The sequence below is a fragment of the Desulfovibrio sp. JC010 genome (assembly GCF_010470675.1).
Lineage (GTDB): Bacteria > Desulfobacterota > Desulfovibrionia > Desulfovibrionales > Desulfovibrionaceae > Maridesulfovibrio.
On record NZ_VOIQ01000001.1, the window covers coordinates 347,563 to 365,951 of the forward strand.

Consider the following 18,389-nt stretch of genomic DNA (forward strand, 5'->3'; position numbering starts at 1 on the left):
TAAATCACAGGTTCAATTTCAGCATCCGGGCATGTCCCGGTTTCAGGTGTCATTAAGTATATTTAGATAAGAAAAAAGTGGGATTGGCAAGAAAATTTGGCAAGAGAGCAAAAGAGAAAGCCGCCCGGAGGCGGCTTTCTATACAATTCAGCAATAAAGTTACTCAATTAAAATCAATATCTGTTGCACCATTAAATGTTGATCCTATGCCGGTAGCTATAACCACTCCAGCATTTCCCCCGTCTCCATCGTCATCATACCAGAGCTTGCCGCCATCAGTATCAGCGTCATAAATAAACTGACCACCACTTGCCGAACCAGTCGTTCCATCATAGCCGTTATCTTGAACATAAGGTGTTCCGCCCACGGTAAAATTACTGCTGTCGAAGACAAATTTGTCTTCCCCGGAAGTAAAACCGGTGACATTGTCTGCGCCGTCAGTAGGTAAATAATAAATCAGCTTATCAGTGACAGAATCACCACTTATGTCTATAGTATCAGCTCCACCGCCGCCGGAAATAGTGTCACTTCCCGCACCGCCGTACAGTTCGTCATTTCCGGCACCGCCTTCAATACGGTCATCCCCGGCACCGCCTTTCAAAGTATCATCCCCTCTCAGACCGAAAAGGTCATTATCATTACCATCCCCTTCTATATAATCCCCCACACCATCAACATCAGTTCCGACCACAGCTTCAAAGTTAGTAAAGAAATCTTCTACATGGTCGATGGAGGCAATCCCCGTATTCATATTTATGTACGGTTCAAGGGTTGGAGTTATGTCTGAAAATGATACGGTATCCCAGCCGTCTCCACCATACATGGAATCTGCACCCTTACCGCCATAAATAGTATCGTCATCACCATCGCCATGGATTATGTCATTATCGCAATTACCTGAAATGGTATCTTCCCCGGCTCCGCCGCGTAGAACGTCATTGCCTTCATTGCCGATGACAGTATCATTGCCGGGGCCACCATGGAGCACATCATTACCCATCTGCCCGCTGATATAGTCATTACCGCCCTGACCATCGTAATAGTCAGCCCCCGAAGTTCCGGTATAAGAGTTGTCGGCTGAACCGCCTAAGATAAAGGTGGTTCCGTCACCGGAGGTATAAGTCTGTGCGTCTGAACCTTCAGAACTTGTATAAGTCTCACCACTCCCAATCAGCTCATCAATTACATCATCAATTTCACCCTGAAGATTATTCAGCAAATTCTGGGCAGTATTTATATCACCGGAATTAATGGCACCGAGAATCTCCCCGGCAAGACCTTCGATCTCAGCCAAAGCACCCGGGGGGAGATCCGGTCCAAGACCACCTGCAAACGGACCGACCTGACCAATACCGCCAGCGACAACCACCCCGATACCCGGATCAAGAACACCCTGACCGGGAATAGCCGGTCCTCCGGTTTCGCCGCCTTCTACATCACCATCGCCGCCCTGTGCATCCTGTCCCTGCTCGTCCGGATTCTGATCCGGATCGTCCTGAGGATCATCCTGCTGCTGTTCTTCCTGCCGCTGCTGCTGGATTTCCTGCTCCTGCCGGATAGCAGTGGGCGCGATTTCACGGAAAGAATTAAATTCCTGCACGCTCATGGGGCGCACTGTGCCGAGCTGGCCGGACATGGCGATATCAACCAGCTCGCGGGCGTTGGCGATCATCCTGATCTCGCCGCTTATGGACTGGACCAGCAGGGCCTTACCGGCATGAATTTCTTCAACACCGATCTTCTGCCCGCCGCCGGGCATGATTTCACTGACAATGGTTGTGCCGCGAATGCCTATAGTAGCAAGAGGAGTTCCGACCTGAAAACGGTCCGGGTTCTGCTCTGCGATTTTTCCGGTTACCAGACGAAAAGTCCCCTGACTCATCTTGAAGAGCAGTTCAGCATCGGAAGCAGAGTCATCGAAAACATAATCATCAAGTGAAATAACGGAATCAGCACCCTGCGAAAGCAGGGTATCGTCCACGAAACGGACTTCCGCCGTGCTGCCTGATCCGGTAACGAGCTCCTCGCCCCGGAAAACTTCAGCTCCGGACTCAACCTGCCGGACACCTGATTCTGAACGCAGAAAAACCTCGCCGTTGGCAGCGAGCACTACACCGATTGATTCCTGACCTGCTTCGGGAGGCATGACGACCCCTCTACTTTTTTAAAATTAGTCCACCTTAAGAGAATAATAATCTATTTTAAGAAAGCAAGTCAACAAATTCACACAACCATACACCAACTACAACACTGGCAAAAACACACATTCAGCACAAAACAAAGACACGACACATTCAAAAACAGGCAAAACACATTGAAAAATAACACCTCACACCCAGCTTACATACACAGCTGTCAATTTCTACATAAACAATGCAATCACCCATCCGCAAGAATTTCAACTGAGATATCACTCGCATAAACATCCGCACCGGAAACAGTAGCGATCAGGGAATGCCCGGTGTTGCTCTCATTGCCGTTAGGATCATACCAGAGCTGATCATTATCTGAATCAAAAACAAAATAAGCGGTAGCAGTGGTCGTCCCGGTTATACCGTCATATGAATTGCCGACTCCGGGAGTGACATTAATAAAGGTAAACCCTGAATCGAAAGATGAAGAAAAATAAAACCCGTCATCCGCACTCACAAATCCGGTAATAGTGTCCCCGCCTTCTGCAGCGGAATTATACGTAAAGGTATCATTTCCGGCACCACCGGAAAGGTAGTCCGCGCCCCCGGCTCCGGTCAGGGTATCGTTGCCATCACCACCGCTCAAAGAATTAGAACCGCTGCAACCTTTGAGCACATCGTTATTATCGGTACCAATGATATTCTCGATACTGTTCAGGGTATCGGTATTGGATCCTCCTGAAACTGTTCCTGCTGCCAGGTCCACCTGAATTGCGGAGCCTCCTTCATATGAGACAGTGTCATTGCCGTCTCCGCCATACATGTCGTCACCGTTCTGGCCACCGTAGATCAAATCATCACCGGCACCACCCAAAATGTAATCCACATTCTGACCGCCATAGATGGTATCGCTGCCATCTCCGCCATCAATGGTATCGTTTCCGTTGCCGCCGTAGATGGTATCGTCACCGAGTCCACCGATCAGGCTGTCATTACCCTGCTTGCCGTCTATGGTGTCATTTCCGCCCTTACCGTCAATATAGTTGACCTGTGAATCCCCGGCCAAATTATCGGCATCATCGGTGCCGTAATCCCAGACAATACCATCTCCACGCTCAGATCCACTCGATGTTTCATCCTCGGTTTGCTCCGGCTCATCGTCACCCCCTTCCACAAGCTCAGTAATTTCTTCATCGTCAGTATCTGTTGACGAACCGTCATCAAGTGGGTCGGTGGATTCAGTTGTACCGTCAGTGGCCAATAGATCTTCCTGAATTTCATCTATAGCCTCAAGCAATTGCACAGCAGTCTCTACATCTCCTTCCGCCAGAGCTTCAAACACCTGCTCTGCCACCGCCAGCAAACTAGAATCCACAATATTTACCCCGGCAAAAACTCCTGACCCAGCTGAAAGCACCCCCCCACTCCCCAGAGCATCTGCATCCGGCTCCCCGCCGACCTCGCCCTGCAGATCCTCACCGTCCTGCTGCTCCTGTTGTTCACCACTCTGCACATCTTCGATTTCCTGCTCCTGTTCCCTTGCAGCAGGAGCTATGGACTGAAACTGGTTAAATTCATCAACGGTCATAGGCCTGACTGTACCCATCAATCCCGAACTTGCAATATCAACCAATGCAAGAGGTGAGCTGATCTGACGGAGGCTGCCGTCAATACTCTGGACCAGCAAAGCCCTGCCGCTGTGGATATCTTCTACACCGTGCTTTTCGCCGTCAGAGCCGATTTCGTGAACAGTTACGGTCCCGCGGATACCGATGGTAGCCAGAGGAGAACCGAGCTTGAAACGTTCCGGATTCTGTTCGGCAATCTTTCCGGTGACCATGCGAAAAGTCCCGGCACCCATTTTAAAGAACAGGTCCGAAGAAGATTTATCCGTTTCATCGTAAATAAAATCGTCAAAAAGAATGGAGGACTCTGAGCCCTGAGAAAGGAGAGTATCATCAACAAAACGGACTTCGACCTGTCCGTCAGTTCCGGTAATAAGTTCATCACCCTGAAAAACCGAAGAGCCGGACTCTGCCACTCTCAAGCCTTCAGAAGACTTAAGCATAACCTCACCATGGACTGTGAGGATTACGCCGATGGCGTTATGAGCGGCAGTTTCAGGGGACATGCTTCACCCCGCAAGTAAAAATTAGACCATACTGGTATGATAAATCTTTTTTTTACTTTTTCAAGGCAAACAAGCACCCAAACAGCATATATAAATTATTGTTATTTAGGCATATATAACAAATTCAATAATTACGGTCCCCCGCCTCCAATCAACTCGATATCGCTTTCAAACATACCTTGGAGACCATCAACATCTGCAACAACTTCATATCCGTCACTTTCCACATCGGCATCGTAAATCAACTGCTTATTCGTATTGTCCCAGATGAAATATGATCCGGTCTCGCCTCCGGACAATGTTCCGCTATACCCGTCCACAGAGGCAAAACCATCCTTGGTAAAATTGGCTAAACTGAATTCAAATCGATCTCCTTGGCTGCGATCGAAATCTGTCACTTTATCAATATTTGAGGCCCCCGTAATATCACTCACGCTTGCGTAGTAAAACTTATCGGCCCCGTCGCCGCCTTCGAGGGTATCCCTACCGATGCCGCCTTCCAGAGTGTCACTATTGCCGCCACCGGTCAGCACATCATCACCAGCCTGACCATAGATATAATTATGGCCTTCCCAATGTCCATTGACAATGTCATCACCGCTACCGGCAAAAATCGTAGTAGAGGCGCTGCCGTTTTCTGCATCGCCGTTGATCACATCACCGTAATCCGAACCTATAACTCCGTTAAAACTGCTGACAGTATCTTTATCACCGGAATGGGTAACCGAATCTTCAGTGTAATACCCGTAAACAGTTACTCCAGTCCCATTGTCTACCCAGCTGTAGTCCAGAAAATCGGTCCCGGCCCCACCGCAAAGACTGTCACTGCCATCTCCACCACCGATGGTATTGTCAGTGCTGTTTCCAGTAATGGTATCATTACCGGCACTGCCGAGAATCCTTTCGATACTGTAAATCTCATCCGACTCAGTTGAACCGTCGACAGTAATATTAACTCCGCCACCTCCCCAGATGACTTCTATACCCTCGGTCCATGAACGGTAATCAACAGTATCCACGCCGTCGTTACCGGAAAAAGTATCGTCTCCAAGACCGCCGATAAAAGTATTACTGTTGTTATCCCCGGTCATGTGGTCATCACCGGAACCGCCGATAATACCTTCGACGTCATAAATTTTATCTGTAGCACCACTGCCGGTGACACTGCCTTCGTTACCACCTAGATAAACTGTTACAGCTGCAGTCTCGCCGGAATAATCCACGAAATCGATACCGCTGTCAGTGCCGCCGTAAATAGTGTCGGTGCCCGCGCCACCATCAAGGGTGTCGCTGCCGTGCCCGCCGTAAAGGGTATCGTCCCCTTCACCGCCGTACAAAGTATCGTTGCCGCACATGGCTTCAATGGTATCGTCCCCGCCATAACCCCAGAAAGTTTCCGCCCGTTCAGTTCCTGTCAGGGTATCGTTAGCGGAAGTACCTACATAAGTAACAACATCACCGCCCGAACCTCCGCCGGAGGTGGTATCGCTGCCGGAATCACTGCTGGAGGTGTCATCTCCGGTTGTTGTGGCTTGCTGAGGTTCTACAGGATCAAGAGGCTCATCTAGTTTTTTGGGGACATCCCGCTGACCGCCAGCTTGCCCATTGCCACTCTCCTGAACTCCCCTGAGTTCTCCTCCGGGGTCTCCTGAAACAGGCTGCTCGCTGGGCATTGGAGGACCGAGAACCCCCTGTTGCCCTAAGACAACTCCGCCGCCGGGATCAATGACCCCTCCAGCACCAAAAACTCCGCCACCTTCTGGTTCGCCGCCGGGACCGCCCGGATCGCCGCCGCCGGGATCATCTTGTCCCTGATCGCCATCCTGTGCGGGATCATCAGGGGTATCCTGTTGTTCTTCCTGCCGCTGCTGCTGGATTTCCTGTTCCTGCCGGATTGAAGCCGGGGCAATGGAGCGGAAGGAATTAAGTTCCTGCATGCTCATGGGACGCACATCGCCCAACAACCCGGAAGCTGAAATATCAACCATACCCAACGGGGAAGCAATCATACGTATGGACCCGTCAAGCCCCTGTACAAGCAGGGCCTTACCGCCATGAATATCCTCAACCCCGATCTTCTCGCCGCCGGGGGAGATTTCGCTTACCACGACGGTGCCGCGAATTCCGATGGTCGCAAGAGGAGAGCCCAGCTTGAACCGTTCCGGGTTCTGCTCGGCAATCTTTCCGGTCACCACGCGAAAAGTACCCTGAGCCATCTTAAACATCAGGTCAGGACTTTCCGCACCGGAAGGGTCGAAAACATAATCATCAAGGGAGATAGTCGAATCAGCACCCTGAGAAAGCAGGGTATCGTCCATAAAACGAACTTCAACATTACCACCTGATCCGGTGACCAGATCTTCGCCCTGATAAATCTCACTGCCCGGCTCAAGGGCACGCATTCCGGAATCGGATTTTGCGAACACCTCGCCTTCAGCAGCGGTTACGACACCTATTGAATTCGGTTGTTCGGGCATAATTCATTCGGGGTTAAATTAGTTTTTTACAATTAGAACTATAACCGAAATAAAACAAAAAACAACATTTCTTTATAGAAACAAGACTGAATGTTCATTGTTCAGCCATAAAAAAATCCCGCATTCCATTATTCTGGAATACGGGATTAATTTGCATTTATATTAGTCTTAATCAGCCAGCTTCAGCAGCAGGCGGGATGGGACCTTTTTTCAGCCCCCAGACAAAAAGGGCAAGGCCTGCCAGAATCATGGGTACACAGAGCAGCTGCCCCATGGTCAGCCAGCCGAAAGCGATAAAGCCGAGCTGGGGGTCCGGCTGGCGGAAGAATTCCACAAAGGCCCTGAAAAAGCCGTAGCCCATGAGAAATATACCGGTAGTGGTTCCGCGCTGGCGGGGCCTGGATGACCAGAACCAGAGGATCAGGAAAAGCAACAGCCCTTCCAGTGCTCCTTCATAAAGCTGGGAAGGATGTCTGGGTACGCCACCTGCACGGGGACTGGGAAAAACCATGCCCCAAGGGACATCGGTGGCCCGGCCCCATAGTTCACCGTTGATGAAGTTGCCCATGCGCCCGCAGAGCAATCCCAGCGGAGCCAGCGGCACAAGGAAATCACCCACATCAAGGGTGGTCCTGTTGGTGGATTTGGCAAATCGCCATGCAACTATGGCAACACCCGCAGCACCGCCGTGGAAAGACATGCCGCCCTTCCAGACCGCAAAAATATCCACCGGATGGGCCAGAAAGTATGCCGGTTCATAAATCAGGCAATAGCCCAGCCGCGCACCGACGACCAGACCGACAATGAGCCAGGTGATAAGATCATCCACCTGCTGCCCGGTCCAGTTATTGGTCGGTTTGGATGCCCGGTAACGGCCCAGTGTCCATGCAATGGCAAAACCGATCATATACATCAGACCGTACCAGTTGGCCTTGAGAGGTCCTATTCTGAAAGCTGTAGTATCAAATTCCGGCAATACAATCATATTCTTTACCTGTTTATAAGATTCCTTAAACAAAAAAACTGCACCGGGCGGACTATGTTTCCCGGACAAATTCAGTTACAATCTGTGCACAGGAAATACAAGGAAATCCCATGGAAGAACAAAAAGATTTTGATATTCTGGAAATGCCCGCCGAAGGGCTGGCCGCTTACTGGCTCTCCATCAAAAAACTCATTGATGTGAAGCGCAGCAGAAAAGTCCTTGAAGAAGAGATACGCTATACCCGCGAACCTTACATCAAATTTTTGTTGGAAACTGCATTTTCCGAACTGGACGAAACAACAGTGCGCCGTCTGGCTGAAGCCAAGGCAGTAACCCTTGCCGGAGAATACGCACGTAAGCTTTCTACTATGCAGATCGCCCTGCTGGCCATGTCTTCACAGGAAAACCCGCGCATCAGCTTTGTACGCATGGCTTCGCAATTTCCGGTATCCGTAATTTCTGAAAAAAAAGCATTCACCCTCGCCCACGGGCTGGTGGACGGTCTTTTCGATAAACAGTCCGACCCTACTGTACTTCTTGAATTCGACCATAAATTACAGCCGGACCGCATGCTGGTCAAAATGCTGTTTCACATCATACTCAGCCGCAAAGAGGGCAAGCAGCAGCTTGAGCAACTGGTGCCGCACATCAAGACTCCCTTCTACGCCAACGGCATCACACAGGTCATTGACGGCTTCGATCACCGCATCCTCAAATCGAACCTCAAGGTCCAGTCGGACCAGATTCTGGAATATTCCAAAACAAAAATGAATATGGCCGCTGAAATGTGCCTCGGTATCCGCGCCAAGCAAAGCTACGACGATATTTTCAGAATAGCTAGAGCCTTTATGCCTTAATTTTAATGCCTCCGGCGGCTGGGGAAGGGAAAACTTTCAGTATGCTTCGCAAACAACATGTTAAGACGGTCTTCGAATATAGGAATGACAAAACCGAATAAAAGGTTTTGGGATTCTTAGACCCTTTTGCAAAAGGGTTTAAGCCGCCGGAGGCATCCTAGCCTTTAAATTTTTCAGCAGCTTTGACGAAATTATTGGCCCAGCAGGGCATGCTCAGGGCGTGTATGTGGTTGTACCCGGCATAGATATTGTCGCGGATGAGTCCGTCATGGCCGTCAGCCATGCCTTTTCCGCGGGACATGTGGAGGGCGTATTTAGGCGCGGGTTCATTGTTGTCCACGCAGAGTGAATAGTGGAACTCGTGGCCGATGACCTCGGTTCCTGCGGTAAAGAATGGATTCTCGTGGACAATTTTTCCAGAAGTGTAGCCCAGCCCCTGCGGACGCGGGCATAGACGGGTGGAGAGATCGAGCACCCCGGACATCTTGTACTTCTGCCCTTCATACTCAACATCACGCCCCAGATACATGAATCCGCCGCACTCGGCGAAAATGGGCAGCCCGGACTTAGCAAGACTGCGTACATGATCACGAATGGATGTGTTTGTGGAAATTTCTTTGGCCAATGTTTCCGGAAAACCGCCGCCAAGATAGAGGCCGTGGATTTCAGGCCATGGTTCGGGTGAGATAAGGGAAATTTCTTTAACTTCGGCTCCGGCCCGGCGCAGGGCTTCGAGGTTTTCTTCGTAGTAAAACCATAGCGCGTCATCACGGACCACGCCGATTACGGGCTTGGCTTCGCTGGAAAGCTCTATGCCGTCCCATGCATCCTGTTCAGAATTTAAATCCGCTGAAGCTTCTTGGGCTATTCTGGAAATGGCATCAAGATTAAGGCAATCTTCCGCCATCTGACCGAGTGTATCAAGAGCCTTGTCCACAGCACCGTATTCGGTATTGGAAACAAGCCCCATATGCCGTTCGGGAATGGGATTTTCCTTCAGTTTAGGCAGCATGCCCAGCACCGGGATATCGGTGTAGGCTTCGATGGAATTTTTGAGGATATTGCGGTGGCGTTCCCCGGCTGTGCGGTTGAGGATGACCCCGGCGAGATTGAAGCCGTCTTCAAAAGCTTTGCACCCGGCAACTATGGCGGCCACGGTGCGGGTCATCTTGGTGCAGTCAATAGTGAGGATGACCGGTGCCTTGATGATCCGGGCCAGCTCGGCCGTAGAGCAGGAACCGTCTACATCTTTTCCATCGAAAAGGCCGCGGTTTCCTTCCACAATGGAAATATCCGCCCCCTGTCCTTTTTCCAGAAAAAGGGAGATGAGCTTATCGTTGGACATGAGAAAGGGATCGAGATTGGTGGCGTATTGCCCGGAAGCAAGGCCCAGCCAGCGGGCATCAATGTAGTCGGGACCTTTTTTGAACGGCTTGACCGCCCTGCCCTTATTACGGAAGGCCCGGCAAAGACCGAGGGTGACTATGGTTTTACCTGTGCCGCCGCTGAGTCCGGCCAATACGATTCTTGGAAAATTCATTTCGCTGCTCACGCCCTTAAGATTCTAACTCATGCCTTTATACACAAAGGATTCAGTAGTGTTTCAGCGCAAAAAAGACAAGGAAAATTACTACCAAGAGCCAATGCAAAGACTGGGTAAGACAAAAAAATGCCTTGTCCCAAGGGACAAGGCATTTAAGAGTCAAACTGAACGAAAAATTAATCTTCGTGTTCAGCTCCACCCTGCTTACCAGCGCCAGTCAGGCCGTACATGGTAGTAGAGCCGGAGGACCAGTATTCAACCTTCTCTTCTTTAACAAGAGCGGTCAGAACTTTCTTAACTTCGCGACCCTTTGCATCAGGAAAGAGCTTGGTGAAGTCGTTGAAGTAAAATTTACTTTTAGCACCTGTTTTCTTTTCCAAGAAAGCAAGGATTTCTTCCTTTGCGGAATCCATATCGATCGGCATAATAAGCCCCTTTCTTTTTAAAGGGGCGCGGCAAAATGCCGCGCCCCGTATTTCTCAATTCGAACTAAATTAGAACTTGAACTGAGTGGACTGACGCCAGGTGTAGTAAGCGGGATCACGGAAATCATCGATAAGGTGGGGAGTAAACTCGATACCAGTCTTTTCGAAGAAACGTTCCCAACCAATACGCTCTGCCCAGTCACCCAGACGCTCGTACTTGTTAGCTTCAGCTTTGTAGACTTCCACGATCTGGCGGATAGTCTTGGTAAGTGTGGGCCAACGAGGAGGTTCGTTAGGAATAAATGCAACAACAACTTTGGAGAACTTAGGCATGGAGATACGGTTAGAAACCTTACCACCAACCATCAGTGCGATACCGTCACCTTCCTTATCGGAGAGGGGCAGGGAGGGGCACATGGTGTAGCAGTTACCGCAGTACATGCAGCGTTCTTCCTTAATAGCAACAGTCTTGTACTGCTTACCGTCGATTTCGACCTTGGAAGGACGAACTGCACCGGTAGGACAAGAAGCTACTGCCAGAGGAATTTCGCAGAGGTTGTCGAGGTACTCGTGGTCAATGATGGGGGGCTTGCGGTGAATACCGACAACAGCGATGTCGGAGCAGTGGCAAGCACCACACATGTTCAGGCAGCAAGCAACAGCGATACGCACGGGTGCGGGCATGTTGTGGCCGGTGAACTCATCAAAGAGGTCATCCATGATGACTTTAACAGTACCGGAAGCATCGGTAGCGGGGGTGTGGCAGTGAACCCAACCCTGAGTGTGAACGATGTTGGATACACCAGCACCGGTACCACCGATGGGGAATTTAAAGGAACCACCTTCGAACTTGCGGGAAAGCAGGTCGTCTTTCAGCGCAGCAACTTTGTCCTTGGAATCAACCATGAACTCAACGTTGTTACGGGTGGTGAAACGGAGGTAGCCGTCGCAGTGTTTGTCTGCAACTTCGCACATCTCACGGATCAGAGTGATACTCATGAGGCGAGCGGTACCACAGCGGACTGTGTATACTTCATCTCCGGATTCGGCAACGTGAACCAGGATGCCCGGCTCAAGGATTTCGTGGTAGAGCCACTTGCCGTAGTTATTCTTGATAACCGGGGGCAGGAACTCTCTGAAGTCGCGAGGTCCAATGTCCGAGATCCGGTTTTCCATCGGTTTGTCTGGATTGTAGCCAGAAGAAACGAACGCCATGTCTGTCCTCCCGTATTATCTCTGGTGTCTTTTTCTGTATTCGTTAACGTCACGTTCCCAAGGACCATCAACATCTTCAGCTTTCCAGAAGATGTAGGGGTTGTGTCTGGGTTCCTGAACGTGTCTGGGATCAGCCTTGATACCGGTAACTTCGAGAAGCTTCTGGAAGCCCATGCGACGCATGGTCTCACCGAGACGCTCACGGTTCTTACCTTCTTCCATCCACCAGTCCCAAATGTTTTCAACAACTTCCTTGACTTCGTCGAAAGGTTCTTCAACCTTGATGAAGGGAACGAGGAGGGAGCTGAGCTGAGGACCGTCGAGGATCGGAGCTTTAGCACCACAGAGGATGGATGCGCCGCGATCGTTACCGATCATCAGTGCGCGAGGCATGGTGTTGATGCAGTGCATGCAGTGCATACATTCTTTGTCGTTGATTTCCAGTTTGCCGTCAGCGTACTTGATGCACTTGCCGGGGCAGAGGTCAACAACTTCTTTCTGGATGTCGAATGCACCCCAGTCACGGCCGGAGTGAGCGCCAGCGTTAGGCTTGAACTCACCACCAACGTAAGCTGCAACAGCTTCCTGGTCGATGCGGATTTCGTCTTTCCAGATACCTACAACAGAGAAGTCGGAACGTGCGAGAGCACATACACAGCTGTTGGGGCAAGCATCAAATTTGAATTTGAACTTGTAGGGGAAAGCGGGACGGTGAAGTTCGTCCTGGTATTCCATGGTCATGTCGTAGCAGAGAGCCTGCGCGTCGTAACATGCATACTCACAACGGGACATACCGAGACAAGCTGCGGGAGTACGCAGGTTGGAGCCGGAGCCACCAAGGTCAACGTCTGCATTGTGGGTCAGTTCAAAGAAAATTTCTTCGAGCTGAGGAGTGGTGGTACCGAGGAAGACGATGTCACCGGTAGAACCGTGCATGTTGGTCAGACCGGAACCGCGCATGTCCCAAATGTCGATGATCTTGTTCAGGAACTCGGTGGTGTAGTACTTAGCGGTGGGCTGAGCAACACGAACGGTGTGAAAGTGTGCTACGCCGGGGAACATTTCGGGCTGGTCACAGTAACGACCGATAACGCCGCCGCCGTAACCGAAAACGCCAACGATACCGCCGTGTTTCCAGTGAGTTTCACCATCGTTAAAAGACAGCTCGAGAACACCGAGAAGGTCATCACAAACTTCGACGGGAATCTGATAATTCACGCCCTTCTCGTTTTTTGCTCTAACTTCGGCTTCTTGTTTTACGTCGGACACGAAGCTAGGCCATGGCCCGCTTTCAAGCTCGTCCAACAAGGGAGTTTTGTGTTTCGCCATTCCCTTAAACCTCCATAAAGTTTAATAAGATATACCTACCAATACAAATTAGGCATTCGGTATGTCAGCCGGATATACCGGCATCGCCCGATTGCTTTCCTCTCTTAGTGAGACCCCTTCGATCTTTACGATGCAAGGGGAGGGAAAGATACCCTTAAGTGAAAAAAAACACAACCTATTGTGTGGATAATTAACTAACACGCCAAGACAGCAAGTTGTCAATACATGATTCAAATTATCAAAATTGACAAACTCGGACTTGCCAAGCAAGCCGGATTCAGCGTATTTACTCATCCCGAACACAAGGTGCGTCAGTAGCAGATATTTCCTACAAAAATTTTCGATAACCAGCAACATAAACTTGAAAAAGTGATTCTTTAAATATGAATGAATGCAAACAATGCGGTACCTGCTGCCGTAAAGGCGGCCCGGCACTTCACTCTCAGGACCTGCCTCTGCTCAAAGAGGCCGACGGTATTGATCTCACTGATATTGTTACCCTTCGTAAAGGCGAACTGGCTTACGACCAGCCGCAGGGTGCAGTCCTTCCCCTTGATGAAGAAATTCTCAAAGTCAAAGGGGCCGGCGGTGAATGGATATGTAAATTTCTTGCTCAGGCATCAAATGTCTGCCGCATATACAAGAGCCGCCCTCTTGAATGCCAGAAACTTTTCTGCGAAGACCCGGACCCGCTCATGGAAATTTACAGCAAGGACCGCCTCTCCAGAAAAGACATTCTTCCTGAAGGACATCCCGTACTTGAGCTCATCACAGAGCATGATAAAAAGTGCGATCCTGTAAAAATGTCCGAGCTTGCCGCTGCAGCCATAGAGAACTGGGAAGATAGCGAAGACCTGCAGGCAGATCTGCGGGAAATACTGATTTTCGATGCTTCTGTCCGTGAGCTTGTCATGGAAAAGGCCGGACTCCCCGAAGAATCCATGGATTTCTTTTTCGGACGTCCCATGACTGTTCTCATCAAAGGATACGGCATTATCGCCACCCCCAGCGGCAAATCCTTTTCACTGCGTAAACTGTAAGGAATATATAATGAAAGACGAACGCGGACTTTACTACTACCCGTCCCTGCAGACCCGCGACACGAAAATGTACGTGCGCGAAAATGAGGGTTCCATCGAGTTCAGGCTCTGGTCCAACGACAACCCCGTTATCTGGGATAAGCACGAATGGCTGCCCTATGACGTAATCATGGAAGCTGCCGAAGAATACAAGAAACGCGGCTCCGACCGCAACCCGCTGTCACTCTACGACTTAAGCGTAGCCCAGCAGCTTCTTAAAGAAGATAAGATTACTCATTAAGAATGCCTCCGGCGGCCCCTTCGGGGAGACCAAAGAAACTTTTGTAAAAGTTTCTCTGGACTCTTCAAAACCTTTTTTAGGCTTCGCCGCTTTGTAAGGCTAATCTTGCTTTATAAAAAAATATCCCGAAAATCTTTTTTGGATTTTCGGGATATTTTTATTCAGTCTCAAGTTCGAAACCTTCTTTGCGCAGCATGGCGGCGAACAAGCCATCGCCTTCGATCAGCGTCCCGCTGAAGGTGCCGTCATAAATTTTTCCAATGCCGCAGGATGGGGAACGGGCTTTTAAAATTGCCTTTTTGCTGCCTGCAAGCTGTGCCAGCTTTAAAGCTTCTTCTGCTCCGCGCATGAAATTTCCCGTCACATCCGCCTTTTCATTACTGAGCACTTTTCCATTCACGATTTCACAGGGCGGACGCGGAGTGGTCAGCCCGCCAAGCTGTTCAGGACAGACCGGAATGGCCTTGCCTTGGGCAACAAGCTTCATGACCCGCTCGTCAGCATTATCTCCGCCGTCATAACGGCAACAAAGTCCGGCAAGACAACCACTTACTATATACATACCTGTAACCTCCGAAACGGAATCTGCGTTGTTAGGTGTCACTCATTGTGCTAGTGATAGATTTCATAAACAATTTCCACGGTCAAGGAGGAGTCATGACTGCCATTACCACTTCTGTTTTCGAACTATTCAAAATCGGCCCCGGACCTTCCAGCTCACATACCATCGGTCCCATGAAAGCCGGATATAACTTTCACAATGCTGTAGCCGATCTTTCGCTTGATGAGCAGCCCGACAATCTAGAAGTCCGCTTATACGGCAGCCTGAGTGCAACTGGCGAGGGCCATGGCACAGACCGGGCGGTTATAGCAGGATTACTGGGCTTCCGCCCGGACAATGTTGAATGCGATTTTCTGGATTCCCTTGCCGACGGTCAGTCCCGTCAATTTGAAAGCGGCAAGGTATCCCTGCCCCTGAGTATAAAAAATGTAATATTCGCCGAAGTGGAAAACGACTTCCCATACGCCAACACCCTGCTCCTGCGTCTGCGCAAGGGAGAAGAAATCCTTTTCGAGCAGGAGTACTACTCCATCGGCGGCGGGTTCATCAAATGGAAAGGACAGCAGGAAGAAATCCCCCGGGTTCCTCCGCATCAATATTCAAATATGGATGAGCTGAAAGCAATCCTCACAGAAGAGGGATTACGCATGCATCAGGCCATCATTGCCAACGAGACTGCCATCACCGGAATATCCGAGGGTGAAGTATACGAACAGCTTGATGCCATCCTTGATGCCATGAAACAGGCGGTACGCAACGGGCTGGCGTCCGAAGGCACCCTGCCCGGACCCATCGGGTTGCAGCGTAAGGCCAAACGGCTTTTTGAAAACAGCTCCCAGCCCAATTGTGCCGATGGATTCCTGCTCCGCCTGAACTCATACGGCTTTGCCGCATCCGAAGAGAATGCAGCCGGACGCATCGTGGTCACCGCGCCCACTTCCGGTTCTGCGGGCGTAATTCCTGCTGCGGTTTATGCTCTTGAAGAAGATCTTGGGGTCATCCGAGAAAAAGTACGCGAAGGGATGCTGGTCGCTGCTGCGCTCGGTTTCATAGCCAAACATAACGCCAGCATCGCCGGAGCCGAAGTTGGCTGTCAGGGCGAAATAGGCGTGGCCTCGGCCATGGCTGCGGGACTTATCGCCTACGCCAACGGACACCGCTTCTGGCGCACGGAAAACGCAGCCGAATCCGCGCTGGAGCACCATCTCGGCATCACCTGCGACCCCGTGGGCGGTTACGTGCAGATTCCCTGCATTGAGCGCAACGCCATGGGCGTTGTCCGTGCCTACAATGCCTATCTGATCGCTTCCGTTGAGAACGAGAAATTCCACAAGGTCAGTTATGACGAGGTTGTCAAAGCCATGGCTGAGACCGGAAAAGATATGAACAGCAAATACAAAGAGACTTCGCTGGGCGGTTTGGCTGTGTCTGTGCCGAATTGCTAGCTTACACTTTTATTTAACGTAAAAATGCCCCGCAAACTGACGTTTGCGGGGCATTTAATTTATTCTAACTTCTTGGACTAAAACCAACCCTTGATATGCAGGGCGTCGGTCAATTTAGCCAGCAGTTGCGGCTTGCAGTTGAGATCTTCGGTCTGCTCAAGGAAATGCCTGCGCTGTGCAAAGCGGTCCTTGAGGGTCTGGAAGTACTCGGCGCGGTGTTCTACGTTGGCCGGGTTGTAAGTATCGTAGAAACCGGGCAGCACCCGCTCCATGCAGTTGCGCTTGGGAATCTGTGCACCGGGCAGCAGGTCCCAATTTTCCCATTCCAGCTGGTCAGTCAGGATCATGGTCTGCAGGGTCAGTGAAGTCTGCAGGGGAATGGGATTGAGATCGGTATCGGAAGAACGCCAGAAACCCACAGAGTTGAAGCTGTAACCGTGTGCTCCGCTGTCGAAAACATGGGCGAAGGCTTCAACGTCCTGCCAGAGTTCGTACACGCGGAAGGGGTTGGCGTAAGGAATAAATACCAGCTTCTTAAGCTCTTCCTCGGAAACGTTTTCAGCGAGGTTGCGCTTGGTCATCAGGGCCGCACCCATGGCTACCGCGAGATAGGTATCGGTGAAGCGGATGATCGGCGGCAGGCAGGTATCTTTCATGAGCCAGCACAGGGAATCCGGGAAAGTACAACGGTTCACGTGCTCGCCGATAACATCACGGTCGATAAGAGCACGACCGTTGGGGTTACGGATATCCTCGCCCAGCGGCATGACCTTGCCGTCAATTTCCAGCATGGCGTGGTTCATGACCGAGACCATGTATTTCCAGTCCGGATCACCCAGCGGACGGGAATCGGTCTTATCGAAAAGGGTCGGTTCCCATGCGCGGCAGACGCGGTTTTCAGTATCAATCTGAAAAGCGTCATCGTGCAGAACTTTCTTGGCAAATCCCTTGGGCAGGGTACCGCCGTTGTCATGGGAGTTGGTGTGGGACGATTTACCGGTACCGGACAAACCGAAAAAAGCGATGGACTTTTTGCCCAGCTTTTTCATGCTCTTGTCCGCGCAGGCAGCAAAATCAATTTCCTTGATACCGCCATGGCAGGCAGCCATGCCTACACGGATACCGGAAGTCCAGGCCAGGGTGAGAGTTCCTTTTTTACGCTCACCGAAATAGCGCATGCCGAAATTGTAGATGACGTTGCATTCTTCATCCACAAGAGCCAGCTGCGGGTTGCCCTGATTGTGGTAGAAAGTATCGTCGTTGCGCCAGAGGTTGTCACCTATAATGATGATATCCTGAATGGGCAGTTTCGCGCTCTTGGCGTATTCTTCAGCCACTTCATCAAAAGGAGTGAAGTTGACCAGCCAGTTGAAAATATTGGCTGCATCGTCTTCACCGCCGAGGATGGTGGCCTTGATCATGAGATCCTGATCCAGCCCGACAACTGCTTCGGCTTTTATCAGCGGACGTTCCTGCATGTCGGAGATTGCTTCCCTCAAATCACCGAGCACCTTGCGCTGGTCCGGACCGTTCAGCTTGTTGTAAAAACGGCGCGCCAATGCAGTACGGCCGACAATCTTTCCGTGGCAATGGTTGAGCAGCTTTGCGCCCTCGGGCAGGCCGAGTCTTTTTGCCGCTTCAGGATAGACAGGATGGTCTGTCTCCATCACATCCCACTGCTTACGGGCCAGTTCATAGGCCTGCGCAGCACTCACTTTTCTTACCCGTTTATCTGCAAGCAGAGTTTCCGCGATTGCCCGCAGAGGCGGAATCTTGGAAAGGTCATCTTTGTAAAACTCGTAGGTTGACTGACTAGCCACTGTTTTTTCCTCCAAAGAAAATGTAAGTCTCAACAACTTCTGAAAAGGCCCATTAACGATATTTGCGATAAATTGCCACTGTTCATTTACTTATAATTAATAAGTTTTCCCTTATGAACAGCTTCCCTGTTCGGCTTCGCAAATTTCC

General features: G+C 50.6%; 14 protein-coding genes. 4 read left to right on the plus strand and 10 right to left on the minus strand.

What is annotated here, in order from left to right; genetic code table 11:
• Nucleotides 1–163 precede the first annotated feature (163 nt).
• The 4 genes from FMR86_RS01630 to lgt form a co-directional block, all read right to left on the minus strand.
• Nucleotides 164–2,146 (minus strand): FecR domain-containing protein, encoded by a 1,983-nt coding sequence (locus FMR86_RS01630; RefSeq protein ID WP_163349319.1) that lies wholly within the window; start codon nucleotides 2,144–2,146, stop codon nucleotides 164–166.
• A gap of 233 nt (nucleotides 2,147–2,379) precedes the next feature.
• Complete coding sequence (locus FMR86_RS20675) at nucleotides 2,380–4,263, minus strand: FecR domain-containing protein (RefSeq protein ID WP_163349320.1); 1,884 nt, start codon at nucleotides 4,261–4,263, stop codon at nucleotides 2,380–2,382.
• 131 nt (nucleotides 4,264–4,394) lie between these two features.
• Entirely contained in the window at nucleotides 4,395–6,740 is a 2,346-nt protein-coding gene (locus FMR86_RS01640) for a FecR domain-containing protein (RefSeq protein WP_163349321.1), read from the minus strand.
• A 172-nt stretch (nucleotides 6,741–6,912) separates the two neighbouring features.
• Nucleotides 6,913–7,725: a prolipoprotein diacylglyceryl transferase gene (lgt, locus tag FMR86_RS01645; RefSeq protein ID WP_163349322.1), complete on the minus strand. Its 813-nt coding sequence runs from the start codon at nucleotides 7,723–7,725 to the stop codon at nucleotides 6,913–6,915.
• Nucleotides 7,726–7,835: 110 nt separating this feature from the next.
• Between lgt and FMR86_RS01650 the strand changes: the two genes are divergently transcribed.
• A complete protein-coding gene (locus tag FMR86_RS01650; protein ID WP_163349323.1) occupies nucleotides 7,836–8,582 on the plus strand; it encodes a hypothetical protein in 747 nt (248 codons plus the stop codon).
• 157 nt (nucleotides 8,583–8,739) lie between these two features.
• Here the strand turns inward: FMR86_RS01650 and FMR86_RS01655 are convergent, their stop codons facing one another.
• From FMR86_RS01655 to dsrA, 4 genes are all read right to left on the minus strand, one after another.
• The gene (locus FMR86_RS01655; RefSeq protein WP_163349324.1) at nucleotides 8,740–10,122 is read right to left on the minus strand and encodes a cobyrinate a,c-diamide synthase; all 1,383 of its coding nucleotides are present in this window, start codon (nucleotides 10,120–10,122) and stop codon (nucleotides 8,740–8,742) included.
• 179 nt (nucleotides 10,123–10,301) lie between these two features.
• Nucleotides 10,302–10,550 carry a dissimilatory sulfite reductase D family protein gene (locus FMR86_RS20520; protein WP_163349325.1) on the minus strand — a complete coding sequence of 83 codons (249 nt, stop codon included), beginning with the start codon at nucleotides 10,548–10,550 and terminating at the stop codon, nucleotides 10,302–10,304.
• Between the two features lie 69 nt (nucleotides 10,551–10,619).
• Entirely contained in the window at nucleotides 10,620–11,765 is a 1,146-nt protein-coding gene (gene dsrB, locus FMR86_RS01665) for a dissimilatory-type sulfite reductase subunit beta (protein WP_163349326.1), read from the minus strand.
• A 15-nt stretch (nucleotides 11,766–11,780) separates the two neighbouring features.
• Nucleotides 11,781–13,094, minus strand: a complete 1,314-nt coding sequence (gene dsrA / locus FMR86_RS01670; RefSeq protein ID WP_163349327.1) for a dissimilatory-type sulfite reductase subunit alpha — start codon at nucleotides 13,092–13,094, stop codon at nucleotides 11,781–11,783.
• A gap of 383 nt (nucleotides 13,095–13,477) precedes the next feature.
• Here dsrA and FMR86_RS01675 point away from each other — a divergent pair, with 383 nt between their 5' ends.
• A complete protein-coding gene (locus FMR86_RS01675) occupies nucleotides 13,478–14,134 on the plus strand; it encodes a YkgJ family cysteine cluster protein (protein WP_163349328.1) in 657 nt (218 codons plus the stop codon).
• A gap of 10 nt (nucleotides 14,135–14,144) precedes the next feature.
• The gene (locus FMR86_RS01680; RefSeq protein WP_163349329.1) at nucleotides 14,145–14,414 is read left to right on the plus strand and encodes a hypothetical protein; all 270 of its coding nucleotides are present in this window, start codon (nucleotides 14,145–14,147) and stop codon (nucleotides 14,412–14,414) included.
• 157 nt (nucleotides 14,415–14,571) lie between these two features.
• Here the strand turns inward: FMR86_RS01680 and FMR86_RS01685 are convergent, their stop codons facing one another.
• Nucleotides 14,572–14,976, minus strand: coding sequence for a DUF523 domain-containing protein (locus FMR86_RS01685; protein WP_163349330.1), 405 nt, complete (start codon nucleotides 14,974–14,976; stop codon nucleotides 14,572–14,574).
• Between the two features lie 95 nt (nucleotides 14,977–15,071).
• Between FMR86_RS01685 and FMR86_RS01690 the strand changes: the two genes are divergently transcribed.
• Nucleotides 15,072–16,421 carry an L-serine ammonia-lyase gene (locus tag FMR86_RS01690; RefSeq protein WP_163349331.1) on the plus strand — a complete coding sequence of 450 codons (1,350 nt, stop codon included), beginning with the start codon at nucleotides 15,072–15,074 and terminating at the stop codon, nucleotides 16,419–16,421.
• 77 nt (nucleotides 16,422–16,498) lie between these two features.
• Here FMR86_RS01690 and FMR86_RS01695 read toward each other — a convergent pair whose 3' ends face one another.
• Nucleotides 16,499–18,241 carry a phosphoenolpyruvate carboxykinase (ATP) gene (locus FMR86_RS01695; RefSeq protein ID WP_163349332.1) on the minus strand — a complete coding sequence of 581 codons (1,743 nt, stop codon included), beginning with the start codon at nucleotides 18,239–18,241 and terminating at the stop codon, nucleotides 16,499–16,501.
• Nucleotides 18,242–18,389 lie beyond the last annotated feature (148 nt).